Annotated in this window: 12 protein-coding genes; 4 read left to right on the top strand and 8 right to left on the bottom strand. The window is 74.0% G+C overall.

From position 1 onward, the window contains the following. Positions 1-26 precede the first annotated feature (26 nt). The 5 genes from OHA37_RS07505 to OHA37_RS07485 form a co-directional block, all read right to left on the bottom strand. Positions 27-2,528 (bottom strand): protein kinase domain-containing protein, encoded by a 2,502-nt coding sequence (locus OHA37_RS07505; protein WP_266903559.1) that lies wholly within the window; start codon positions 2,526-2,528, stop codon positions 27-29. 99 nt (positions 2,529-2,627) lie between these two features. Then, complete coding sequence (locus OHA37_RS07500; protein WP_266903558.1) at positions 2,628-3,815, bottom strand: ABC transporter permease; 1,188 nt, start codon at positions 3,813-3,815, stop codon at positions 2,628-2,630. Positions 3,816-3,856: 41 nt separating this feature from the next. Next, the gene (locus OHA37_RS07495; protein ID WP_266903557.1) at positions 3,857-4,585 is read right to left on the bottom strand and encodes an ABC transporter ATP-binding protein; all 729 of its coding nucleotides are present in this window, start codon (positions 4,583-4,585) and stop codon (positions 3,857-3,859) included. Next, the gene (locus tag OHA37_RS07490; RefSeq protein ID WP_266903556.1) at positions 4,582-5,769 is read right to left on the bottom strand and encodes a peptidoglycan-binding protein; all 1,188 of its coding nucleotides are present in this window, start codon (positions 5,767-5,769) and stop codon (positions 4,582-4,584) included. Before OHA37_RS07490 ends, OHA37_RS07495 begins: the two co-directional genes overlap by 4 nt. Before the next feature lie 23 nt (positions 5,770-5,792). After that, the gene (locus OHA37_RS07485) at positions 5,793-6,359 is read right to left on the bottom strand and encodes a hypothetical protein (protein WP_266903555.1); all 567 of its coding nucleotides are present in this window, start codon (positions 6,357-6,359) and stop codon (positions 5,793-5,795) included. Positions 6,360-6,528: 169 nt separating this feature from the next. On the opposite strand from OHA37_RS07485, the gene OHA37_RS07480 reads away from it, so the two are divergent. Further along, positions 6,529-7,185 carry a response regulator transcription factor gene (locus tag OHA37_RS07480; protein ID WP_266903554.1) on the top strand — a complete coding sequence of 219 codons (657 nt, stop codon included), beginning with the start codon at positions 6,529-6,531 and terminating at the stop codon, positions 7,183-7,185. Further along, positions 7,182-8,429 (top strand): sensor histidine kinase, encoded by a 1,248-nt coding sequence (locus OHA37_RS07475; protein ID WP_266903553.1) that lies wholly within the window; start codon positions 7,182-7,184, stop codon positions 8,427-8,429. Before OHA37_RS07480 ends, OHA37_RS07475 begins: the two co-directional genes overlap by 4 nt. A gap of 30 nt (positions 8,430-8,459) precedes the next feature. On the opposite strand, the gene OHA37_RS07470 is transcribed toward OHA37_RS07475, so the two are convergent. Both OHA37_RS07470 and OHA37_RS07465 read right to left on the bottom strand, forming a co-directional pair. Then, entirely contained in the window at positions 8,460-9,749 is a 1,290-nt protein-coding gene (locus OHA37_RS07470) for an NAD(P)/FAD-dependent oxidoreductase (RefSeq protein WP_266903552.1), read from the bottom strand. Between the two features lie 219 nt (positions 9,750-9,968). Further along, positions 9,969-14,246, bottom strand: coding sequence for a S8 family serine peptidase (locus OHA37_RS07465; RefSeq protein WP_266903551.1), 4,278 nt, complete (start codon positions 14,244-14,246; stop codon positions 9,969-9,971). A 121-nt stretch (positions 14,247-14,367) separates the two neighbouring features. Between OHA37_RS07465 and OHA37_RS07460 the strand changes: the two genes are divergently transcribed. Together OHA37_RS07460 and OHA37_RS07455 are read left to right on the top strand one after the other, a co-directional pair. Continuing rightward, positions 14,368-15,339, top strand: coding sequence for a helix-turn-helix domain-containing protein (locus OHA37_RS07460; RefSeq protein WP_266903550.1), 972 nt, complete (start codon positions 14,368-14,370; stop codon positions 15,337-15,339). A 196-nt stretch (positions 15,340-15,535) separates the two neighbouring features. After that, the gene (locus OHA37_RS07455; RefSeq protein WP_266903549.1) at positions 15,536-20,263 is read left to right on the top strand and encodes a HEAT repeat domain-containing protein; all 4,728 of its coding nucleotides are present in this window, start codon (positions 15,536-15,538) and stop codon (positions 20,261-20,263) included. Between the two features lie 36 nt (positions 20,264-20,299). Here OHA37_RS07455 and OHA37_RS07450 read toward each other — a convergent pair whose 3' ends face one another. After that, a complete protein-coding gene (locus OHA37_RS07450; RefSeq protein ID WP_266903548.1) occupies positions 20,300-21,697 on the bottom strand; it encodes a cytochrome P450 in 1,398 nt (465 codons plus the stop codon). Between the last annotated feature and the right edge of the window lies 1 nt (position 21,698).

Below are 21,698 nucleotides of genomic sequence, written 5' to 3'. Positions count from 1 at the left end.
ATCCTGATCCTCCCGGAGAACACCCGCTAGACCGGGGAGGGTTCGACGGAGGACCACCCCTTGGCGGTGGGGGTGAAGACGATTCCGCCCACCACCAGGAAGCCGGCCGGGCCGTCCGTTCCCGGGCGGACGCCGCCCGGGACGGTGAACCTGCCCGTCTGCTTGCGGGAGGCCAGGTCGATGACCACGCCCGAGGTCCGGCACCGTACGTAGGCCAGCCCGTCGGTCACCACCACCGCGTTCGCGGCCTCCGGGCGTTCCGGGTCGGTGCACTCCTTCGCCAGCGGAATCCGCCACACGGCGCCGCCGGACTCCTGGTTGAGCTCCATGAAGCCCGGTTCGCCGCCCGCCGCGGTCGCCATCAGGTAGACCTTGTCCCCGGCCGCGGCGGGCCCGGACAGGGTCGTTCCGGCGTACGGGAGGTCCGCGCTCCGCTGATGGGCCGGCTCGCCGCGCAGCACACCCGCCCCGTTCTCCTTGCTGCACAGGAAGACGGTGTCGTCGTACACATCCCTGGCCAGCGTGAGCCCACGGGTCTCGCAGGTCCCGGGCATCGCGAACCGGGTGCCGTCCTGGGGGGTCCCGAACGGCAGCTTCTTCCCGGTGGCCCCGTCGAGGGCGGTCACGAAGGTCTGGAACCCCATGTCGGCCTTCTGGGTCCGCCCCTGTACGTACACCCGGTCCCCGTCGACCCTCAGCGCCGGGTAGCCGTCCTCGGATCCGGACACCGGCTGCTGCCACAGGAGCTTGCCGTACCGGGTCTCCAGGGCGGTGACCGTGCCGGAGGCGGAGACCGCGAACACCCGGCTGCCGTCGGCGTCCAGGACCGCCCGCTTCAGCTTCTCCTTGGTGGGGAACTCCCACCGGGGGGTGCCTTCGGCGAGGTCCAGCGCGGTGAACCCCTTGCTGCCGGGCACGATCACCGTGTGGGTTCCGGCCACCGTCCCGGGTGCCACCAGCGGGGGCTGCCCGTCCACACCGTCCTGCAGCAGCTGCCCCCACAGCAGCTTGCCCGTCGCCGCGTCGTACCGGTTGAGCCCGTCGCCCGAATGGTCCTTGCCGGGGTCGGGCGACGTGCACACCAGGGAGTAGGCCGCGTACACGCAGGACGCCATCTCCTTGATGCCGTCCCAGGCCCGCCACCCGGCGGGGCGCCGGGCGGGGGAGTCCGCGTAGGCACGGCTGCCGCCCGGGCTGCCGCCGTCGGTGGCCAGGTACGGGGCGAGGCTCCCGGTGGGCGTCGGCTGGGAGGGCGTACGCGATGCGCCGCCGGAGGGGCCGGGTGTTCCGGAGGACGAGGCGGGGGCCTTGGCGTCGTCCCGTGTGCCGCCCTCCCGCGGGGCGAACCCGAAGTAGTACCCGCCGCCGACCAGCAGCGAAGCCACGAGTACCCCGGTGAGCAGGGCGCGTCGGCGCGGCCCGGACATCCGCCGTGGCCGCAGGGCCACCGGGTCGCCGGCGGGGCCGGTCGGGGGCCCCGAAGGCCGGGTGAGCGGCCCGCCGGTGTCCCCGGTCCCTTCCCGGGACGCGGCGGTTCCGGTGCCGTCGGCGTCCGCGTCCGCGTTTGTGCCCGCGTCTGTACGTGCGTCAGCGCCGGCGTCGCCGCCCGCCCCCGGCCCCGCTTCGTCGCCGGCCCGCGAGCCGGTCCAGGTCCCGGCCCCGACGGGCTTACGGGTTTCCCCGCCGCGGCCGTCGCCTTCGCGGAGCGGGTTCTCCCAGTCGGCCGCCGGGATCCGCGCCAGCGCGGCCAGCAGCTCGTCCGGTCCCGGCCGGGCGGCCGCCTCCTTGGACAGGCAGGCCGCGACCACGGCCCGTAGCGGATCGGCCAGCTCCGCGATGTCCGGCGCCTCCGACACCACGCGGTAGGCCGTCATGTAGTGCGACTCCGCGTCGAAGGGCCCCCGCCCGGTCGTCGCGAACGCCAGTACCGAGCCCAGTGAGAACACGTCCGACGAGGCCCGCACCCGGGCCGGGGCCGACAGCTGCTCCGGCGACATGTACGGCGGCGTCCCCAGGATCTGCCCGGTCGAGGTCAGCGTCTGCTGCCCGGCCGCCCGCGAGATCCCGAAGTCGATGACCCGCGGCCCGTCGTCCGTCAGCATGACGTTGTCCGGCTTCAGGTCACGGTGGATCACCCCGGTGGTGTGCAGCTCGCGCAGCGCCTCCACCAGTCCCAGCGCGAGCACGCGCAGCGCGCTGCCGCGCAGCGGCCCGTCCGCCTTCACCCGCGCGCCCAGGGTCCACCCCGGCACCAACTGGGTGGCCATCCAGGGCCGTTCCGCGTCCGGGTCGGCGTCCACCACCGCGGCGGTGAAGGCCCCGCTCACCCGCCGGGCGGCCGCCACCTCCTGCCGGAACCGGGTCCGGAACTCCGGGTCGTCCGCGAACTGCTGGTGCACCAGCTTCACCGCGACGAGCCGCCCGGAAGCGGCCCGCCCCGAGTACACCGTGCCCATCCCGCCGGAACCCAGCCGGGCGATCAGGACATACCCGCCGATCGCGCGCGGATCCCCGTCCCGCAGTGTCATGTCCCGCCCCACCCCACCGAGTACATCCGTCGGCGGCACCCTATCCCGGACCTGCGCACTTGTACCGCGAAGGCCCCGGCCCGCGCGGACCCGCGGGCGTCACGCCGAGCGCAGCGCGTCCGTGGGGGAGGCCCGGGCGGCCCGCAGCGCCGGATAGAGCCCGGCCAGGGCGGCCACCACCACCGAGACCGAGGGCCCGGCGACCAGGGTGTAGAGCGGGATGGCCGCGGGCCAGCCCTGGACCAGCGCGTAGCCGTACACGGTCAGGCTGCCGAGGAGCAGCCCGCCCATCCCGCCGATGAAGCCCATCAGCACGGCCTCCAGCAGGAATTGCGCCGAGATCTGGCCGCCCCGGGCGCCCAGGGCGCGGCGCAGCCCGATCTCGCCGCGGCGTTCCATGACGCCGACGACCATCGTGTTGGCGATCCCGACACCGCCCACCAGCAACGCCACGCCGGCCAGGACGAGTACGAGTGCGGTGAGGCTGTTCTCCGTCTCGGTGCGGGCCAGCAGGAGATCGGACGGCCGGCTCACCGCGACCATGGTCGGGCTGGCGGGGTTCGCGCTGGCCGCGGCCACCGCCTGGACCTGGGGCACGCGTTCGGAGTACGACCGCAGGTAGACGGTCGCGGCGCTGCCGTCCGCTCCCAGGTGGGCGACCGCCTGGGGCCAGCCGACCAGGGCCGCGGTGCCCAGTTCGGGGGCGAGTTCGTTCGGAGCGAGGATGCCGAGGACCTGGTACCACTGTCCGCCCAGCCACACCCGTTCGCCCGGTCCGGTGACGCCGAGGCGCTGGGCGGCCTGGTCGCCGAGCACGGTCACCGGGAGGTTCTCGCTCGCGGCGTCCAGCCACCGGCCGGTGTGCAGTTCGGCGCGCAGCACCTCCAGCAGGTTGAGGCGCGCGGCCAGCACGGTGAGGCTGCCGGTCTGCTGCGCCGGCACCAGGTCGTTGCGGTACACCTGGGCCTTGGTGGCCCCGGTGGCGGTGGTCCGCTGCACGGGCGCGATGGCGGAGAGCATCTTCTCCGCGGTGAGCGGGAGCGGCACCGGCTGCTGGTCGGGCCCCTTGCCGGGGGCCACGGTGATCAGGTTGGAGCCGAGCTGGTCCAGCCGTGCCAGCAGGTGCTGCTGGTTGGAGTTCGAGATGCCGGTGACCGCGACCACGGCGGCGATGCCCAGCGAGATGCCCAGCGCGGACAGGGCGGTACGCATCTTGCGGGTACGCGGCCCGATCATGCCCAGGCGCAGCAGGTCCATGGGGCGCAGCCGGGTGCGAGGCATCTCCATCGGTCGGCCCCGCATAGGTCCGCCCTTCCTCGGTCGGTGCTTCATCGGCCGGCTCCGGCGGGCTCCGGGAGATGTTCGTCGAACTCGATGCGGCCGTCCTGGATGCCGACCCGCCGGGGGAACGAGGCGGCCAGCGAACGGTCGTGGGTGATGACCACCACCGTGGTGCCGCCCGCGTTGAGGGTGTGCAGAAGCTCGACCACGGCGGCGCCGGACACACTGTCCAGGGCCCCGGTGGGCTCGTCGGCGAGCAGCAGCGCCGGGCGGCCGATCAGCGCGCGGGCGATCGCCACGCGCTGCTTCTCACCGCCCGAGAGCTGGTCGGGATGGTGGTCCAGCCGGTGCCCGAGGCCCACGGCGCGCAGCGCCTCGACGGCCCGCGCGCGCCGCTCGGAGACCGGCGCCCCGGCGTACAGCAGCCCGGTCGCGACGTTCTCGACCGTGGTGAGTCCGGACAGCAGGAAGAACTGCTGGAACACGAAACCGATCCGGTGCGCCCGCAGCGCGGCCAGCTCCCGGTCGGACAGGCCGGCCAGATCGCGGCCCTCGAAGCGGAGCCGGCCCGAGGTGGGCCGGTCGAGCGAGCCGAGCAGTGCGAGGAGGGTGGACTTGCCGGAGCCGGACGGGCCGACGACGGCGAGGAGTTCACCGGCTTCGACGGTGAGGTCGATGCCGTGCAGGATCCGCAGCGGCGGCGTGCCCGGGTACTCCTTGACGATGGCGGACAACTCCAGGACGGGGGCGGCGTTCGCCGCGAAGGGAGCCGTCACTTCGGGATCACCACCTGCGCGCCGGGCCGGACGTCGCCCGTGATCTGCGCCTTCGCGTCGGCTATCAGGCCGAGCTGGACCTTGACCAGCCGTGGGGTGGGGCCGTCGGAGACCCGCACGCCGTAGCCGCCGCCGTCCAGGGCGAGCAACGCGGTGACCGGAACGATGAGCGCGTGCTCGGCGGTGTCGCCCACCACGGTGATCGAGACCGTGGACTGCCCTGCCCGCTGCGCCTGTTCCTGGGCGTCGAGCACGATCGTCACGGTGGTCTTGGCTCCACCCTGGCCCTGGCCCTGGCCCTCGCCGGAGCCGCCGCCCTCCCCGCCGGAGCCGGAGCCGGAGCCTGAGCCGCGGATCAGCGAACGGATGCGGCCGTCGACGGCGGAGCCGTCGGCCAGTTTGACCCGGACCCGCCCGTCCGGCTTGAACCGGGAGAGCTGGTTCTCGGCCGGCTGCGCGGTGACCACCAGACCCTCGCGGGTGACGGTCATGACCGGGGAACCGGCAAGGGCCGCGCCGAGCTGCGCGCCGACCTGCTGCACGCGTACGGATTCCTGCGGCAGCATGGTGATGCCGCCGAGGGGGACCGTGCCGGTCTCCTTCAGGCCCAGGGACTTCTGCCAGCGCTTCACGGCAGTGGCGGTGTCCGGGGTGAACTTCCGGTCGGCGGCCAAGCCGAGTCCCTTGGCGTGGCCCAGCCGGAGCAGGTTGCGCTTCAGCTGCTCCACGTCGGAGCCGGCGGGAACACCCGGGCCCAGATCGCGCCACATCGGGCGGTCGCCGACCATCAGCACCACCGGCTGTCCGTCCACCTCGTAGAGCCTCTGTCCGGCCTTGACGACGGCGCCGACGGCCGGCAGCCCCGTGAGGGTGCCCCTGCCGGCCGGGAGGACGGGGGTGGGCGCGTCGTACACGAGCGAGCCGGTGAGCTGGATGCTGCTGGACAGCGAGCCCTGCTCCACCGGGGCGAGGCCGAACTCCACGCCGTCCCGCTCGGTCCCCCCGGTGCCGCGGTCCCACGGGCGGGCGACGGCGACGGCCCCGGCCCCGGCCAGCACGGCGACGAGCAGCAGCGGGACGAGGACCCTGCCGCGCTTCTTCCGGCGCGCTACGGGCTCCGCGGGCTCCGCGGGCTCCGCGGGTTCCTCGGGCCGAAGGGGCCCCGCAGGTTCAAGGGGTTCCACGGGCTCCACCGTCCGGGTCACGGTCACTCACCGATCCGGTAGCCCGGCAGCGGGAACTGCGCATCGCAGGCGCGCGCGGCGGCGTCCCACTTGGCCGCGTCGAACACGGCGCGCGGGATGACGACCACGCCCTCCTTGGGATCGGGGTCCGGCATGTCGGCGTAGCCGTTCTTGCGAGCGCATTCGACCCACTTGCGGGCCATCTCGACGTACTTGGCGTTGTCGGCCTGCTGGACCTGGTGGATGCCGGGCACCTTCTCGTCGCACAGCCTGCTCGCGGCGTCGTACCCGGACGGCAGACCCGTGTCCGTGCTCGCCGCCGGAAAGCCGATGTTGCCGTCCTTGTCCTGCTCTACGCTCGTCTGCCCCTGCTTGTGCATGCAGTCCACCCAGGCCCGGCGGACCGCGTTGTCGTCCTGCGGCTTGCTCTGACCCCCGCGCTCGCCCCCGGCGACCTCGGGCGCCGGGGCGGCGGCGGAGCAGCCGGCCAGGGCCAGCACCGCCGCCGTGGCGGCCGCGGCCGGCAGTGCGCGCAGGCCTCGTAGACCTCGTACGGACCGTTCGCGTATCGCGGCGGATGAGCTTCGCATGTCCCACACTCCCTGAGCGTTGCCGATGAACGCCCAAGTTCTACGGTTCGCGCGGTGAGCCACCGGTGATCGCGCGCCTAACCACCGGCTAACCCCCCGGCGGGCAGGCTGGTCCCCGGCGCCGGCCCGCAGGGAACAGCGGCGGCACGGGCGAACGGAGCGGGACGCGATGCGGGTGCTGATTGTCGAGGACGAGCGGGAACTGGCCGTGATGCTCGCCGAAGGGCTCCGCGACGAGGGGATGCTCTGCGACCTCGCCCACGACGGCCTGGAGGCGCTCCGGCGGACCGGTGAGGCCGACTACGACGTGGTGATCCTGGACCGGGACCTGCCCGGACTGGGCGGCGACGCCGTGTGCCGCGCGCTCCTCGCGATGGACCACCCCGCCCGGATCCTGATGCTCACCGCCGCGGACACCCTGTCCGACCTGGTCGAAGGTCTCGGTCAGGGCGCCGACGACTACATGACCAAGCCCTTCTCCTACCTGGAGCTCGTCGCCCGGCTGCGCGCGCTCGGCCGCCGCGCCGCGGCCGGCCGGGCCGAGGTCGTGCTCAGCCGGCGCGGAATCAGCCTCGACACGGTGCGCCGCGTCGCCGAACGCGACGGCCGCCCGCTGCACCTGACGCCGAAGGAACTGGGCGTCCTGGAACTGCTGCTGGCCGCGGACGGCGCCCCGGTCACCACCGAGGAACTGCGGGAGCGGCTGTGGGACACCGGACTCGACCCGGCCACCACGGCGGTCCGGGTCACCGTGCACGCGCTGCGCCGCAAGATCGGCGATCCGCCGCTGATCGTGCACGACACCGGTTACGGATACCGGCTGTGAGCCGCCTTCGCCTCCGCCTCCGCCCCGGCCGCCTCCCGCTGCGCGCCCGGCTGACCCTGGTGACCACGGCAGTCTTCGCGGTACTCGGCTGCGGGGTGCTGGCGCTGAACTGGCTCAGCTCGCGCCAGCTCATCGAGGCCAACCGCGACATCATCATCGCGTCCGCCGGAATGCCGGAGGCACCGTTCCCCGATTCGGGGACGGTCGAGGTGCCCCCGGAGGCGGCCGAGGTGCCCCCGGGGACCGCCGACGTACCCCCGGGGTCCACTCAGGCCGCCCTCACGACCCCAGCCGAGGCCTTCGACAACTTCCAGCACGCCATCCTGGGCGACCTGCTGGCCCGCTCCGCGGTGCTGCTCACCGTCTTCACGGCGCTCGCCGCCCTGCTGGCCTGGTGGGCGAGCCACCGCTCCCTGCTCCGGCTCCACCAGGTGACCGCGGCCGCACGGCGGATCAGCACCGGCAGCAGCCTGGACGAGCGGCTCGCGCTGGACGGTCCGTACGACGAGATCCGCGAACTCGGCGACACCTTCGACGCCATGCTGGACCGGCTCGACCGCAGCTTCACGGCCCAGCGCAGTTTCACCGCGCACGCCTCGCACGAGCTGCGGACCCCGCTGACCGTACTGCGCACCGCGCTGGAGATCCCCCTGGCCCGCGGCAGGGTCCCCGACGACCTGCGGCCCTCGGTGCTCCGCGCGCTGGACGCCAACGTGCGGATCGAGCGGCTGATCGCGGCCCTGCTGACCCTGGCGCGTGCGGAGACCGCCGGGCTGGCGCTGCGGTCGACGGATCTGGCGGACGCCGCCCGGGCCGCGGCCCAGGAGCTGGCGGAGGAGGCCGGCAGCGCCGGGATCCGGGTCACGCTCGACGCGGGGCCCGCGCCGCTGGACGGGGACCCCGCGCTGCTCCGGCAGGTCGCGCTCAACCTGCTGGCCAACGCGGTGCGCCACAACCACCACGACGGCACCGCGGTGATCAGGACCGGAGCCGCGGACGGCACGGTGTTCCTGGAGGTCTCCAACACCGGCCCCGTCCTGCTGCCGGAGGAGGTGCCCGCCCTGTTCGCACCGTTCCACCAGGGCCGGGAGCGCGGCAGCGGGTTCGGGCTCGGGCTCGCCGTGGTCCGGGCGATCACCGCCACGCACCACGGCGAGATCGTGGCCACGCCCCGCGCGGGCGGGGGACTCGACGTCCGCGTTCTGCTGCCGGCCCGCAGCGGGCGCGGGGCCCAGCGGAGTTGATCCGGTCGAGCCGTATCGGGCCGATCCCCGTCAGGCGGTCGCCCGGCCGCCCTCCGGACCGTCCGGCGCTCCGGGCGCCCCGCGATGCCTGAAGTTGACTGCCGAGGCCCTGGCCAGCGCCAGGGGGTTCAAGAAGCGCGCCGGACCGATCAGCCGGGACGCGAACCGGTGCATGTGCCGCGCCATCGACGCATCGCGGGCCGCCGCCGAGAACACCAGCTTCTCCCCGGGATTGAACGGACGGGCCTTGGCGAAGTCGACCGCCAGGCCCTGGTGCCCGCGAAGCCGCCACTGGTGCCTGCGCCCGTACCGGGAGAGCGACTTGTCGAGATCGCCCCGGCCGGTCAGTGCGGGGGCGACCGCCTCGGCCAGCCACTGCGCGCTCTGCAGGGCCCACCCGCATCCCACTCCCCACAGGGGGTCGCCGGTGAGGGCGGCGTCGCCGACGAGCGCGATGCCCGGTGCGGTCGGCTTGCGGTTGAGGAGGGGGTAGTCGACCGCGCCGATGATCTTCGAAACGCGCTCGGCGGAGTCGATGGGCGGCGCCTCGGGCAGGGCCCGGACGAACGCGGAGAAGCTGCCCTCCAGGTCCTCCCGGAAGGCCGGGAGCCGCTTCTTGTCCGGGAGCACCGCGATGACGGTCACCCCGTCGTCGTTCGGGAAGGCGTACGCCATGTCCGGTTCGAGGAACCAGGTCTGGCCGACCCCGCCGGGCAGCGGAAGGCCGCGGTAGTGCGCGAGGTAGCCGAACCGCGTGTTCTCGTACTTCCGGGTGCGGATCCCGGCGAACTCCGCCACGGCCGAGTCCTTGCCGTCGGCGCCGACCACCAGACGGGCCCGGATCTCGCGCTCGCCGTGCGGGGTCGACGCGCGGACCCCGACCGTCCGTCCGGCTTCCCGGAGCAGCCCGGTCACGCGGTGGCCGAGCAGCAGATCGACGCCGGGGGTCTGCTCGGCACGGGACCTGATCAACGGGTCGAGGGTGCTGCGCCGGACGTTGTACCCGTGCGGCAACTCGGGTCCTCCCGGGGCCGCCTTCGGCTCGATCCATCCCCAACGGGTGTACCAGCGGGCCTCGTTGCCGAGGGCTCCGGCCTCCTTCAGGGCGGGGAGGAGCCCGAGTTCGTCCAGCACCGGATGGGCGTTGGCGGTGATGGAGTGGGTGCACAGCACCTTGTACGCCCCTGGGTCCGATCGGCGCTCCAGCAGTGCGACGCGGACGCCGCGCCGGGCGAGCAGGATCGCCGCGGCACTGCCCGCGAGGCTGGCTCCGCTGATGACGACGTCGTAGTCGTGTTCCGCGCTCTCAGGCGTGGGCATGCGCTGATCGCCCCCTTCGGGGTGTGGTGCCGCTGACGGGAGGTGGAGTGGTGCGGCTTCCACTGGTGTCATGCCCATGAAGACTTGTCAAGATCGCGTCGACCGCGAAGTCCGGGCCGGCGCGGCCGCCTTGTCGTACGGCGGCCGCACCGGCCCGGAGCGTCACGGCCCGGACCGCGAGGCTCCGGACCGTGACGCTCCGAACCGTGAAGGGCGACCTCAGTCGTCCAGCTCCAGGCGGTGGACGCCGCCCTGGTCGACGCCGGCGAAGAGGTACCGGCCGTCGGGCGAGGCCGCCAGGGACAGCACGTCCTTGTTCGGCATCGAGCGGGAGACGTTGTGCCAGGTCAGCCCGGAGTCGGTGGAGCGCAGCACACCGCGCCCGCCGGTGGGGGTGAAGTCCATCCAGCGGGTGCTGGTGCCCGCGTAGAGGGTGTTGCCGACCTTGAGGAGGTCGGAGACGCTGATCCGCAGGGCGCCGGTGTCGGCCTTGGTGAAGGTCTTGCCGCCGTCCTTGCTGACCCGGATCGCCTGGCCGCCCGTGACCATGGCGCCCGCCGTGAACTCGATGGCGTGCACCTCGGCTTCGGACACCCGGGTCATGGTGGCCCCGAAGTCGTCCGAGTGGAACAGCCCCCACCAGCCGCCGAACCAGATCCGCCCGGGCTTGCCGGGGTCGGCCACGATGGTGTCGTAGTAGCGGCCCTGGTCGAAGGTCTTCCAGTGGGCTCCGCCGTCGGTGGTGGTGTACAGGCCCGCCGAGTCGGAGCTCTTGTACGAGATCATCATCCGGTCCGGGTTCCCGGGGTCGACCAGGAACGCGGTGCCGTTCGCCTCGCGCGTGGCCACGTCCGACCAGGTCCGGCCGGCGTCCGCGGTCTTCTGCAGCACCACGTTGTAGAGGTGGTTGACCAGTTGCCAGCCGGACTTCGGGTCCGCAGCGGACGGCTGGAAGCCGACGACATTGCTACCGGTCGTGCCCTCGCGCTCCGCCGCACCCCACTCGGGGTTCGCGGCGGGCACCGTGGTGCGGTAGGTGCCGACCGAGGTCCCGGCGAGGAGCTGGTTCCCGAAGGTCGCCAGCGCGGGCACGGACTCGCCCTGGACACCGATCCTTCGGTAGCCGCCCTCCCGGGTGGAGCGGAAGAGACCGGCGCCGCCGGAGCCGATCGTGTGGGAGCCGTCGGCCCAGCGGTCGTAGTCGTAGACCACCGAACCCGGTACGGGCTGCGCGGTCGTGGTCCACGTACGCCCGCCGTCGCGGCTCAGGGCGCCGGTTCCGCTCAGGTCGTCCTGGTAGATGTCGCCGCCGGAGACGTCGACCAGACCGCTGAAGGTGCGGCTGGTCTTCTCGACGCTGCGGCCCCCGTCACGGCTCACGTACAGGCCCGAGTCCTGGCCCTGCACCTTGATGGCGAGCAGCGCGCCGTCGGCGTCGAAACCGCCGATGAGCTGCACGCGCGGCGTGGTCTGGAAGACCTTCTGCGCGGGCTTGGGGGCGCCGGTGACGAAGTCGCGGATCACCCAGATCGCCTGGCCGGCCCAGAGGTACAGGTCATCGCCGCCGATCACGCTCTTGGCGACGTACCCGGTGATCCCCGTGAGGTCGACCGGTGTCCAGGTGGCGCCCCGGTCCCGGCTGACGAACCGCTCACCGGTGTACTCGGACGTGGCGAGCAGTACGCGGGTGCGGGCATCGGCGCTCAGCTCGGTGATGGGGGCCGGCGGACCGGCCATCCGCTCCCAGCTGCGGCCGCTGTCCTCGGTGCGCATCAGCGCGCCGCCCTCCGGGAACGCCGACGGGTGCGCGCTGACCACGGCTTCCCACCAGCGGTTCGGATTGCGGGAGTCGATGACCAGGGAGGGCTCGGTCAGCGCGTTGCTGACCGGGGTGTGGCCCCGCTGCTGCCAGTTCTTGCCGCCGTCGGTGGTGAGCCAGGCGCCCGGGCGGGTGCCCAGGGTCATCACGGCCCGGTCCGGGGCGCCGGGGGCCAGCTGGGTGGTGCCCACGGCGCTGTTCGGGCCGACCGCCTTCCAGTTCTTGGCCTTGGACGCCGCCAGGGTCACCTCGAAGGCGCCCGTACCGTACTGGCGCACGGCGGTGGAGGTGGTGGCGCGGGCGGTCATCGTGTGGACGCCCGAGCCGAGGCCCGTGAAATCGGCCCGGTAGTAGGACGGGTCCGAGGTGGGCGCCGTCGCCTTGGTGTAGGCCTTGCCCTTGGGCGGGGTGACCGTCAGCACCGGCGGGGTGGTGAGGGGCGTCGGGCTGTAGACGTAGACGGTGGTGGAGCCGTCGTTGGACGGGTCCTCGGCCGGGTCCACGTACAGCGGGATCGCCGCCATCAGGTACGGGACGGTGAGCGCCCCGCCCTCCCCGGGGGTCTCGGGGGTGAGGGTGACGCGGCCGCTCAGGTAGTTGGTGGCGTAGTCCGTGACGTCCGGCCGGTCGCGCTCGACGGTCAGCGTGACCTTCGCGGTGCCGCCCGCCGGGATGTCGACGTGGTCCGGGGTGACGGTGGCGGGGCCGGTGACGGTCACCTTGCCGCGCAGAGGTGCGCCGCCGGTGTTGTGGAAGGTGACCTCACGGCTGCCCGTGACCTTCGGCTGGTCCATGTGGGCCAGGCCGAAGGAGACGGTGGCGGGGGAGGCGTACAGCCCGGTCCGGGCCGCGGCGGCGGTGTCGAGCCGGCCGCTGCCCTGCGACTGCAGGTCGGGGCCGTCGAGCGGCTTCGCGGAACCGATCACCTCGGCGCGCAGCCGGTCCGCGGGGCGGTCCGGGTGCAGCTGGCGCAGCAGCGCCGCGGAGCCCGCGGCGAGCGGCGAGGCCATCGAGGTGCCGGACATCCGCCGGTAGCCCGTGGGCTCGATGCTCTTGGGCACCGCGGAGAGGATCTCGACGCCGGGGGCGACGATCTCGGGCTTCAGGCCGAGCCGTTCGGAGTCCGGGCCGCGGGAGGAGAACGAGGCCATCTCGTCGGTGGAGTCGCGGCCGCCGAGCACCAGCGTGCCGCCCGACTCGGCCAGCGAGGCGAGCCGCCCGCCCGTCTCGGGGTCCACGCCGGCCACCACCAGCCGGTCCAGGCGCAGGGAGTCGCCGGACTCCGCGGGCGTGGCACCGAGCAGCACCTCGCTCCGGCCGGCGGCCGCGGTGCGGGCGGGTGCCCCTTCGCGCTGAGGCTGGAGCGGGTTCGCGCGGCTCTTGCCGCCCAACACGACCGGGCCGCCTCCGCCGCCGACGCCGCCCACCAGGGCGGCGGCTCCGCGGCGCTCGGCCTCGCGCCAGGTCTCCAGCTCCTCGGACCACACGTCGTACGGGTTCACGGCCGGCGGGATCGCGTACAGCACGACCTTGCCGGTGACGTCGCCCGCCTTCGCCCAGTCCTCCGCGGTGCCCATGCCGATGTTCACGACCCCGGCGGTCACCGGCGCGGCCGGCGGGTTCGCGGACCGTCCGCCGCGGTAGCTCTGCAGGGTGTCGCCCGCCACCGTGAGGACGGGCAGCCGGATCCCGCTGGTGGAGGCGCCGACGGCGATGACGCCGGGGGCGGCGGCCGGGGAGCCGACGGTCCAGTAGCCGGGACCGGAGTTGCCGGCCGAGGCGAAGACCAGGGCGCCGGCGTCCACGGCCGCGGACGCGGCCCGGGAGAGCGGGTCGCTCGCGGTCCCGGCGCTGTTGCCGAGGCTCATGTTGATGATGTCGGCGCGGTGCGGGTTGGCCGGGTCGATCGCCGCTTCGATGGCCGCGATGATGCCGGAGTCGTCACCGCTGCCGTTCGCGCCGAGCACCTTGTACGCCAGCAGTTCGGCGTCCGGCGCGGCGCCGGTGATGCCGCCCGAGGCTGCGGCCTTGCCCGCGACGATGCCCGCGACATGGGTGCCGTGGCCGTTGTCGTCCATCGGGTTGGCATCGTTGTCAACGAAGTCCCAGCCGCCGACGACCTTGTGGCCCTCACCGAAGCCGCCGCCCAGATCGGGGTGGGTGTAGTCGACCCCGGTGTCGATCACGGCGACGGTGACGCCCTTGCCGGTGACCTTGGCGCCGCCGGGGTCCTCCCGGGCCCACAGGGCCGGGTTGCCCACGACCTCGTTGGCGTCGGTGTCCAGGGCGCGCGAGGTGCCGGCGGGGCTGACGGACTTCACGCCCGGCAGCTTCCGCAGCTTCGCCAGGTCCTGCGCCCCGACGGTCATGGCCACGGCGTTGAGCAGCAGCGTGTGCCGGCGTACGGACTTGGCGGTGACGCCGGCGTCCTTCGCCCCGGCCAGGAGCGCGTCGTGCTTGCCGGTCAGGTTCTTGCGCGCGGCCGTCACCTCGGCGGCCTTCGCGTTCCCGGCGTTCTTGGCGGAGCCGGCCGCGGCCTCCAGCCCGGCGGCGCCCTCGAGCTCGACGATGACCCGCTGCGTGCCCTGGCTCGCGGGATCCGGTTCGGGATCGGGGGCGGCGACGGCCGGCGGGACCGAGACGAGCAGTCCGCCGAGCACCGCGGCCACCAGGCCCATGTGCGCAGTTCTTCGGTGTGAGTGACCCATAGGCGGTACCTAATGCGGCCCGGTCCGGATAGGGCAACGATTCCCTGTGGCCCATTGCTGCCGCTGGCACAGGTGGGCCACGATGGCCCGCATGTCCCAGGAACTGGCTGCCGTCGGTATCGACGCCTTCGACGAACAGGTCTACCGCGCACTGCTCGCGCGGCAGGCGGCCGCGCCCGCCGAGCTCGCGGGCGAGCTCGGCGCGTCCTCGGAGCGGGTGGCGCGAGCCCTCGACCGGATGCACGACCGCGGGCTGGTCGGACGGCTGTCCGGCCCCCGGCGGCGCTACGCGGCCATCGACCCGCAGCACGCGGTGGAAGCGCTGATCCAGGAGCGCACGATGGAACTGGGCCGGGTACGGTCGGCCGCCGGCGAGCTGGCCGGACTCTTCGAGGCCGCCCGGCGCGGCGACGCCAAGGAGGTCGAGATCGTCTCCGGCCGGGAGGCGCTGGGCCGCTGGTTCGTACGGCTCCAGCAGGAGGCGAAGCAGCAGGTCCGCACCCTGGACCGGCCGCCCTACGCACTGACCACCGCCAATCCGGTGGAGGAGACGGCGATGCGCGGCGGTCTGACGTACCGCGCGGTGTACGCCCCGGAGGCGCTGGAGTGGCCGGGCGTACTGGACGACATCCGGCGGCTGGTCGCCCAGGGGGAGCAGGCCAGGGTGCTGCCCGGACTGCGCATCAAGCTGGCGATCGCGGACGACGCGCTGGCCCTGATGCCCCTGTCGCTGGACCTGACGGACGTACGGGCGGCGGTGATCCGCCCGTCCTCGCTGCTCGACGCGCTCACGGACTACTGGCGGCTGTGCTGGACCCTGGCGACCCCGCTCCTCGCCCCGCCGGAGGCGACGGCCCCCGGCGAGGAGTCCGGGGAACCCGGCGAGGAGGACCGGCTGCTACTCGCCCTGCTGGTCAGCGGCCTGAAGGACGAGGCGATAGCCCGCCAGTTGGGCTGGTCGGTCCGCACCATGCGCCGCCGGATGAGCCGCCTGCACGACCAACTCGGCGCGGCCAACCGCTTTCAGGCGGGAGCGATCGCGGCCCGACGGGGCTGGATCTGACCGCTTGGGGCTCGCTCTCCGGGTAGCCGCCTCCGTCGCCTCCATCGCCGTACTGGAACAAACACGTGGGCCGTCCCCGGCCGCTCCGTCGGTCGCGCTCAGACTCCGCGCGCCCGGTCGCCGCCCCCTCCGGCCTCGCCATCAGCGCGCGAAATCAAGTTGCCGGCGCCGGGAACGTCCCGGTTAGAGTCCGACGATGACGGCGATGGCGACGACGATGAGGGCGACGACGATGAAGGCGACGATGACGACGCCGACGGACGGGGCCTTCCTCGACGCGGTGCGCCGGGCCGACGTCGGCTGGCTGGCCCGCCATCTCGACGCGCAGGTCTGCCGGCCCGCCGTCCTCGGACTCCTCGTCCGGCACGAGGATTCCCGCGTGCGGTACCTGGGCCTGGTCCTCCTGTCCGAGCGCGTCACCTCGGACCGGGCGGGCGACGAGCAGGAGATGGCCGAACTCGCGGGCCTGCTGCCGGCATCGCCGGCCGGGGTGGCCCCGGAGGAGGCGCTCCTCTTGGCGCGGCTCCACGAACGACTGGGCCCCTACCTCCCGGAGCCCCGCCGGCCGTCGTGGCGTACGGCCGGGCTGCCGGTTCGGGTACGGATCGCCTGGCTGCGCGCCGAGCTCATGAACGATCCGGCGGGAGTGTTCCGGGAGGAGCCTCCGGGCGAACTGCTGTACCAGGCCGTGCGGGAAGCGGCCGTCACGTCCGCGCACCGGCCCGAGGCCCTCGTGAAGGAGCTGGTGGACAGCGGCGACCCGGTGTTCCAGGCCGATGCGCTGCGGCTGGCCCGGCAGGGGCTGCACGCCGGCCTGCTGGCTCCCGTACGGGTCCGCGCCCACGTGATCACCCTGCTCGGCGCGGGCAGCGCCGACCTCGTCGCCGCAGCACTGGCGGAACTCGCCGAACCCTGGGCGGCGTTGGATCCGATCCCCCCGAGCCGGCTGTCGTCCTTCCTCGCCGCCGCTTCGGCGACCGCACGGCCCGAGGCCGCCGACGCCGCACTCACGGCCGCCGCCCACCACGGACACCGCGGCCTGCTGTGGCAGGTCATCGACGATCCGGGTCTGCCGCCGGGTCTTCGCCGACGCGCGATGGAACGGCTCGGTGAGCTGGCCGACCGCGAGGACATCGGCGCCTTGACGGCCGTCGCCGCCCGCGACCCGCTGCTGTTCGGCGGTCCGGCGATGACCTGCCTGCGCGGGCTCCACCGGCGCGGGCACTTCCCGGACGGCCCGCAGGTCCCGTCCCTCATCGGCCTGGCGCTGGCCGATCACACGATCGCGCCCCACGAGGTCGCGACGATCCTGTTCACCTGCCGACGGGAGATGCTCCGCGTCCTGGTGGACGCGCCCGCCGCCGATCCGGGCTGGCCGCGTCGGCTCGCGCTGCTGGTCGCCCTGGCCGGACAGGGGGCGGGGGAGCTCCCGATCGGGGACGCGGTCACCCGGGTCCTTCCCTCGGCCCCCGTGCCGGGGCCGTTCCTCGACGCGATCCGTGCGCTGCGCCACGCGGATGCCGAGGCCGCGGTGATCGCCCTCCTGCCATCGGCGCCCGCGGCGGCCCTGGAGGCCCTGGAGGCCATCGGCGGGCCCCGTACGGCGACGGCTCTCAGGGAAGGGCTCGGTCTCGCCGCGGACCGGACGCGGAACGGCACGGGAGGGATCGCGCCGCACCTCCGCGCCGTGCGCAGCCGGGCACTTGAGGTGCTGTGGCATCTGACCGACGATCCGGCACGGCGGCGTGCGCTCCTCGTACGCCTCGATCCCACCGATCTGCCGGCCCGCATCGCGGCGGACCTCGGCGGGCCGGACGAGCGCGAACTGGCGCTCCTGAGCTCCCATCTGGACCCGGACGAGCCGGTGGCCGCCCTGTGCAGACTGGCCGCCCACGGCGGCGCCGGTACGCTGCCGGTCATCGCGGACCTGCTGCTACGCGTCGTTGGCGAGCTGGCGGCGTCCGGGGAGCCGGGCGGAGCCGCCCCGCGGCCCGACAGCGGACAGCCGGCCGGGGAGCCCGTGGTACCCCAGGAGATCCTGGACGCCGTACACGGCCTGGGCCGCCGGCTCCACGAGCGGGGACGGATCAGGCCGTCCTGCCTGCTCGACGCGCAGACCGCACAGGAGGCGGGGCACGCCCTCGTCGCGACCATGGCGCTGGACCTGCTGGAGCGGCCCGGACTGTCGAGCGGCGAGCAGGCGATCCTGGTCGAACTCCTGCTCCGAGCCCCCTACGCGGGCACCCGTGCGCGGGCGCACCGCCTACTGCGCCACCGCGACCGGCACGTGCGCAAGCACGTGATCGCGCTGCTCGCCCGGGACGCCACGGGGGACGACGCGCAGGCGCTGTCGGCGACGCTGATCGCGCTGACCGCCGCCCAGGACGTCCAGACCGTCCGACAGGCCCTGCTCGCCCTCGGTCACGCGCGCGCCCGCTGGGCCTCCGGGGCGATCGCCGCATGCCTCGGCCATCCGAACATGAACATCAAGAAGACCGCCGCCACGGTCCTGGTCGCCGCGGGCACCCCCGCGGCGGTGCCGGAGCTGCTCCGCCGGCTCGGGCGTCACGACAATCCGGGGCTGCGCGGCACGCTCGTCGAGGCGCTGCGCGCCGTCCTCGGCGACGCGTACGCGGCGACCGTCCTCGCCGCCGCCGAACACACCGACGACGGCCGCGCCCGCGCCCTGCTGCTGGAAGGCCTCGACCACACACTGCCGGCGCGCTCGGTCCTCGCGCTGCACGACCAGGCCTCACCGGTCGCGCCCGCCCTGCTCGCCCTGGTGGCGACCGGCCGGGTCGGCCTCGCCTCCGGGACGGCCGGGGACCTGTCGACGGCCATGGCCCGGCACGGGATCACCGTGCCCGCCGTGCCGCGGCCGGCGGTGGACGGCAGGGCGGACCCCGACGTCAGGGCGCTGGAGACGCAGGGCTGGCAGCCGACGGTCGCCCTGCGCCTCGCCGCACGGCACGAACTCCCGCGTCCCGTCTGGCTCCGGGAGCTTCGGCCCATGCTGGCGGACTGGCTGCGGCTGGCCGCCGCCGAACAACCCGCCGGGCGAGACCGCGTCCTGCGGCTCACGCTCCGGCTCTGCCCCGCACCGTGGACGGCCGGGGAACTGACCGCCTTCGCCCGGTCCACCGGGGTCCTGCTGGACGGGCTCGCCGGGGCCTGCGCGGAAGACCGGCACGCGCTCATGGCGGTACTCGAAGCGGTCGCACCGACCCTGCCCGCGTTCGAGAAGCAGGCCGTCGCCGAGGCGGTACGGGCACTGCCCCGCGCCCCCTCGGACAGCCCGTCCGCACTGACGCTGCTGCGCGGCCTCGGCGCGGTCCTCGTCCGCGCCGACCTCGACCGGGCACTGGCCTCGGCCCGGCTGGGCACCAGCCCCCGGCAGGCCGAGAGGGCCGCACTGCGGGCCGCCTTCGCAGCGCCGCGGTCGCCTGAGACCACCGGGTCGGCCACCGCCGACGCCGCCACCGACACCACCACCGCTGAGGCCGAAGCCGAAGCGTGGCGGGCCGCCCTGGATGCCGCGGTGCGCACACCGGACGCCCTGGAGGGATTCCGCCGACGCGACCGCCTCGGCCGGGAGGACGAAGGCACCGTCCCGGACTCCCGGGAGCGCCTGACCGCGCTGATCGACGTCTACCCCTCGGCCGGCGCCGAGGTCCGCGCAGCCCTCATCGACTGGATGACGGACATCCAGCCCCTCGACGTACCGCCCTGGACCCTCACCGAAACCGCCCACGCGCCGGCGCCGCGACCGAGGACCGTGCACATCGACGACCTCGACCAACCCCGATCGACCGCACTGCGGGACCGCCTGCTGGCCATGCTGCGGGCACCCGCCCAGGACCGCCGGCACACCGCGGCCCTCGCCCTCCTGGATTGGCCCGAGCCCGAGTGCAGGCTCCCCGTGCTCCGAGCGTTCCTGCGCGGCCGCGTGGACGTACCCGTCAGCGCCGGCCTGGCCCACGCACTGAGCGCCCTCGACGAGAGGGAACTGCGCGCGGAGGAGGTCCTGCACGACAGGGTCGCCCTCGTGGCGAGCCGACTCGACCCGTGGGACCTGGAACCGCTGGTCCCGCTGCTGCTGGAATGGTGGGAGCACGACCCGCCGGCGGGCAGCTCCGCAGCCGGGCGGGCCCTGAGCCTGGTCCCCGCCGACGTACTGGCCCAGCGCCTCGGCGACCGCCTCGACGCCGGTACCTGGGGGTTCCTCGACCTGCTCGCCGGGCGTCCCCTGCTGCGCACCCCCGCGCTCACGGAGACCTGCCGCCGGCTGCGCGCCGAAGGGCGCGAAGACCTCGCGGACGGACTGCTCCTCGTGGAAGGTCCGCTGCGCGGTCCGGACACCGAGCGACAGGATGCGGCCGCACTGGCCGCGCTCCGCGACCGTGGCCCGGCCGCGTCGACCGGTGCGCCGCACCCCCCGTCCCGGCAGGAACTGTTGGATCTGGCCCGCACCGGAGACCCGGCGGGGACACGCCGGGCACTCACGCGACTGTCCGAGGCGCACACCGGTCCGGACGCCGACCAGGACCCCGGACTACGGGACCTGATCGGCGAGTTGCTGCGCCACCCCAAGCCCGGGGTCCGCCTGCACGCCCACCGCACCTCGCGGGCGATGCTGGACCGGCGGACCCACCTGCACCACACGTCGGTCCTGCTGGACGACCCCCAGCCGGACCTGGTGCGCACGGCGATCCGTACCCTCTGCCACGCGGCCTGGGTACCCGCGATCCCCGCGGTGACGGGATTGCTGGAGCACCCGCACCCCGTCGTCCGCAGGGCCGCGGCCGAGGGACTCGTCTCCCTGGGCACGCCGGCGATCCCGGCGCTCAAACACGCCACCGACCACGCCCGCCCCGACAAACGGTCCCTCTACGCGGAGGTCCTCGAACGGATCACGCCTTCCTAGTGCCGTGCCGGGCCCGCCTGCTTCTTCCTCTTTGGTCTACTCGCCTCTGGTCCAGGCCAGGAAGCGGCTGAACAGCCCGCCCTTGGGCTGCGGCGCGGCACCGGAACCCGTACGCGGGGGACCGGAGTTGGCGGGAGCGGAGGGGGGCGTCTGCTGCTGAGCCGCCCAGCCCGCGTTCGATCCGGCGGCCGCGGCCGCCGCGGCCGGGCCCGCTGCCTGGGCAACGCTCCTCGGGGTGAAGCGGATCGGGAGGGTGACCAGCGAGCGGGTCCACGGATTCGGCGCCCAGGTCAGCGACTTGAACGGCACGCGCAGCTCGATGTCGTGAAGCTGGTTGAGCAGTGTCTCGACCGCGGTCACGACCATCATGAAGGCCGGGTCCTTGGCGGGGCAGGCGTGCGGGCCCGCTCCGAACGCCAAGTGCGCCTTGGCGCTCAGCTGTTCGCGGTGCTGCGTCAGCTTCGGGTCGGTGTTGGCCGCGGCGAACGAGATCAGGACCGGGTCGTTGGCCCGGACCACCCTGCCGCCGAGCTCCACGTCGTGTGTCGGGTAGTGGGCGGCGTAGTTGGCGATCGGCGCGAAGTTCCAGAGCGTCCGGGAGACCGCGTCCTCGACGGGGAAGCCGGCCTGCCAGTCCTCGCCGAGGTACAGGGCGCTACTGGTGCCGATGGCCGCGGCCAACGGCGCGGTGCCACCGGAGAGCAGGGTGACCAGCTGGTGCAGCACCTCCTCGTCGGTCAGCTGGGCCGAGTGCTCCATCAGGCGCGTCGTCAGGTCGTCCGTCGGGCGCCGCCGCTTGAGGGCGATCAGCTCGGTGAGCGCCCCGCCGAGCACCTCGTCGGAGCCGGGGGTCCCCTCGAAGAGGCCGCTGATGCCGGCGATCACGCGGTCGCCGATCTCGGGCGGGCAGCCGAACAGGTCGCTGAAGACCAGCAGGGGCAGCGGCTGGGCGTACTCGGCCATCAGCTCCGCCTGGCCGCGGATGTCCGTACTAAACTGACTGATCAGGTAGTTGGCGGACTGCTGGGTCTGCCGGATGAGCTGGTGCTCGTTGACCGTGGCGAGACTGTCCGTGACGGCCCGCCGCAGTCGGGCGTGTGCCGCGCCGTCGCTGAGGAGCGCGTTGGGGCGGTACTCCATCATGGGCAGTGCCGGGCTGTCGGCCGGGACGCGGCCCTCGGCCAGGGCGTTCCAGCGGCGCGAGTCGCGCACGAAGGAGGCGGGGTTCTGCAGGACGTACAGCGCGGCGTCGTAGCTCGTGACGAGCTCGACCTGGACGTCCGGGGCGATGTCCACGGGCGCGCTGGGACCGTAGTGGCGCAGCTCTGCGTAGTGGCTGTCGGGGTCGGCTCCGAACGAGGGGCCGTACATCTGGACGTTCCCGTGCGCAGGGCAGCCGGGGGGTATCTCGTGCGGGTCGTGTGGCTGTTGCATT

Source organism: Streptomyces sp. NBC_00335, assembly GCF_036127095.1.
Classification (GTDB): Bacteria; Actinomycetota; Actinomycetes; order Streptomycetales; family Streptomycetaceae; genus Streptomyces.
Note: the sequence above shows the minus strand (reverse complement) of the source record. Positions and strands in the feature narration are given on the sequence as shown.

Excerpts from the sequence above, each read along its gene's own strand:
- OHA37_RS07505 (WP_266903559.1), bottom strand. The coding sequence starts at position 2,528 with ATGACACTGCGGGACGGGGATCCGCGCGCGATCGGCGGGTATGTCCTG.
- OHA37_RS07500 (WP_266903558.1), bottom strand. The coding sequence starts at position 3,815 with ATGGAGATGCCTCGCACCCGGCTGCGCCCCATGGACCTGCTGCGCCTG.
- OHA37_RS07485 (WP_266903555.1), bottom strand. The coding sequence starts at position 6,359 with ATGCGAAGCTCATCCGCCGCGATACGCGAACGGTCCGTACGAGGTCTA.
- OHA37_RS07480 (WP_266903554.1), top strand. The coding sequence starts at position 6,529 with ATGCGGGTGCTGATTGTCGAGGACGAGCGGGAACTGGCCGTGATGCTC.
- OHA37_RS07470 (WP_266903552.1), bottom strand. The coding sequence starts at position 9,749 with ATGCCCACGCCTGAGAGCGCGGAACACGACTACGACGTCGTCATCAGC.
- OHA37_RS07465 (WP_266903551.1), bottom strand. The coding sequence starts at position 14,246 with ATGGGCCTGGTGGCCGCGGTGCTCGGCGGACTGCTCGTCTCGGTCCCG.
- OHA37_RS07460 (WP_266903550.1), top strand. The coding sequence starts at position 14,368 with ATGTCCCAGGAACTGGCTGCCGTCGGTATCGACGCCTTCGACGAACAG.
- OHA37_RS07455 (WP_266903549.1), top strand. The coding sequence starts at position 15,536 with ATGACGGCGATGGCGACGACGATGAGGGCGACGACGATGAAGGCGACG.
- OHA37_RS07450 (WP_266903548.1), bottom strand. The coding sequence starts at position 21,697 with ATGCAACAGCCACACGACCCGCACGAGATACCCCCCGGCTGCCCTGCG.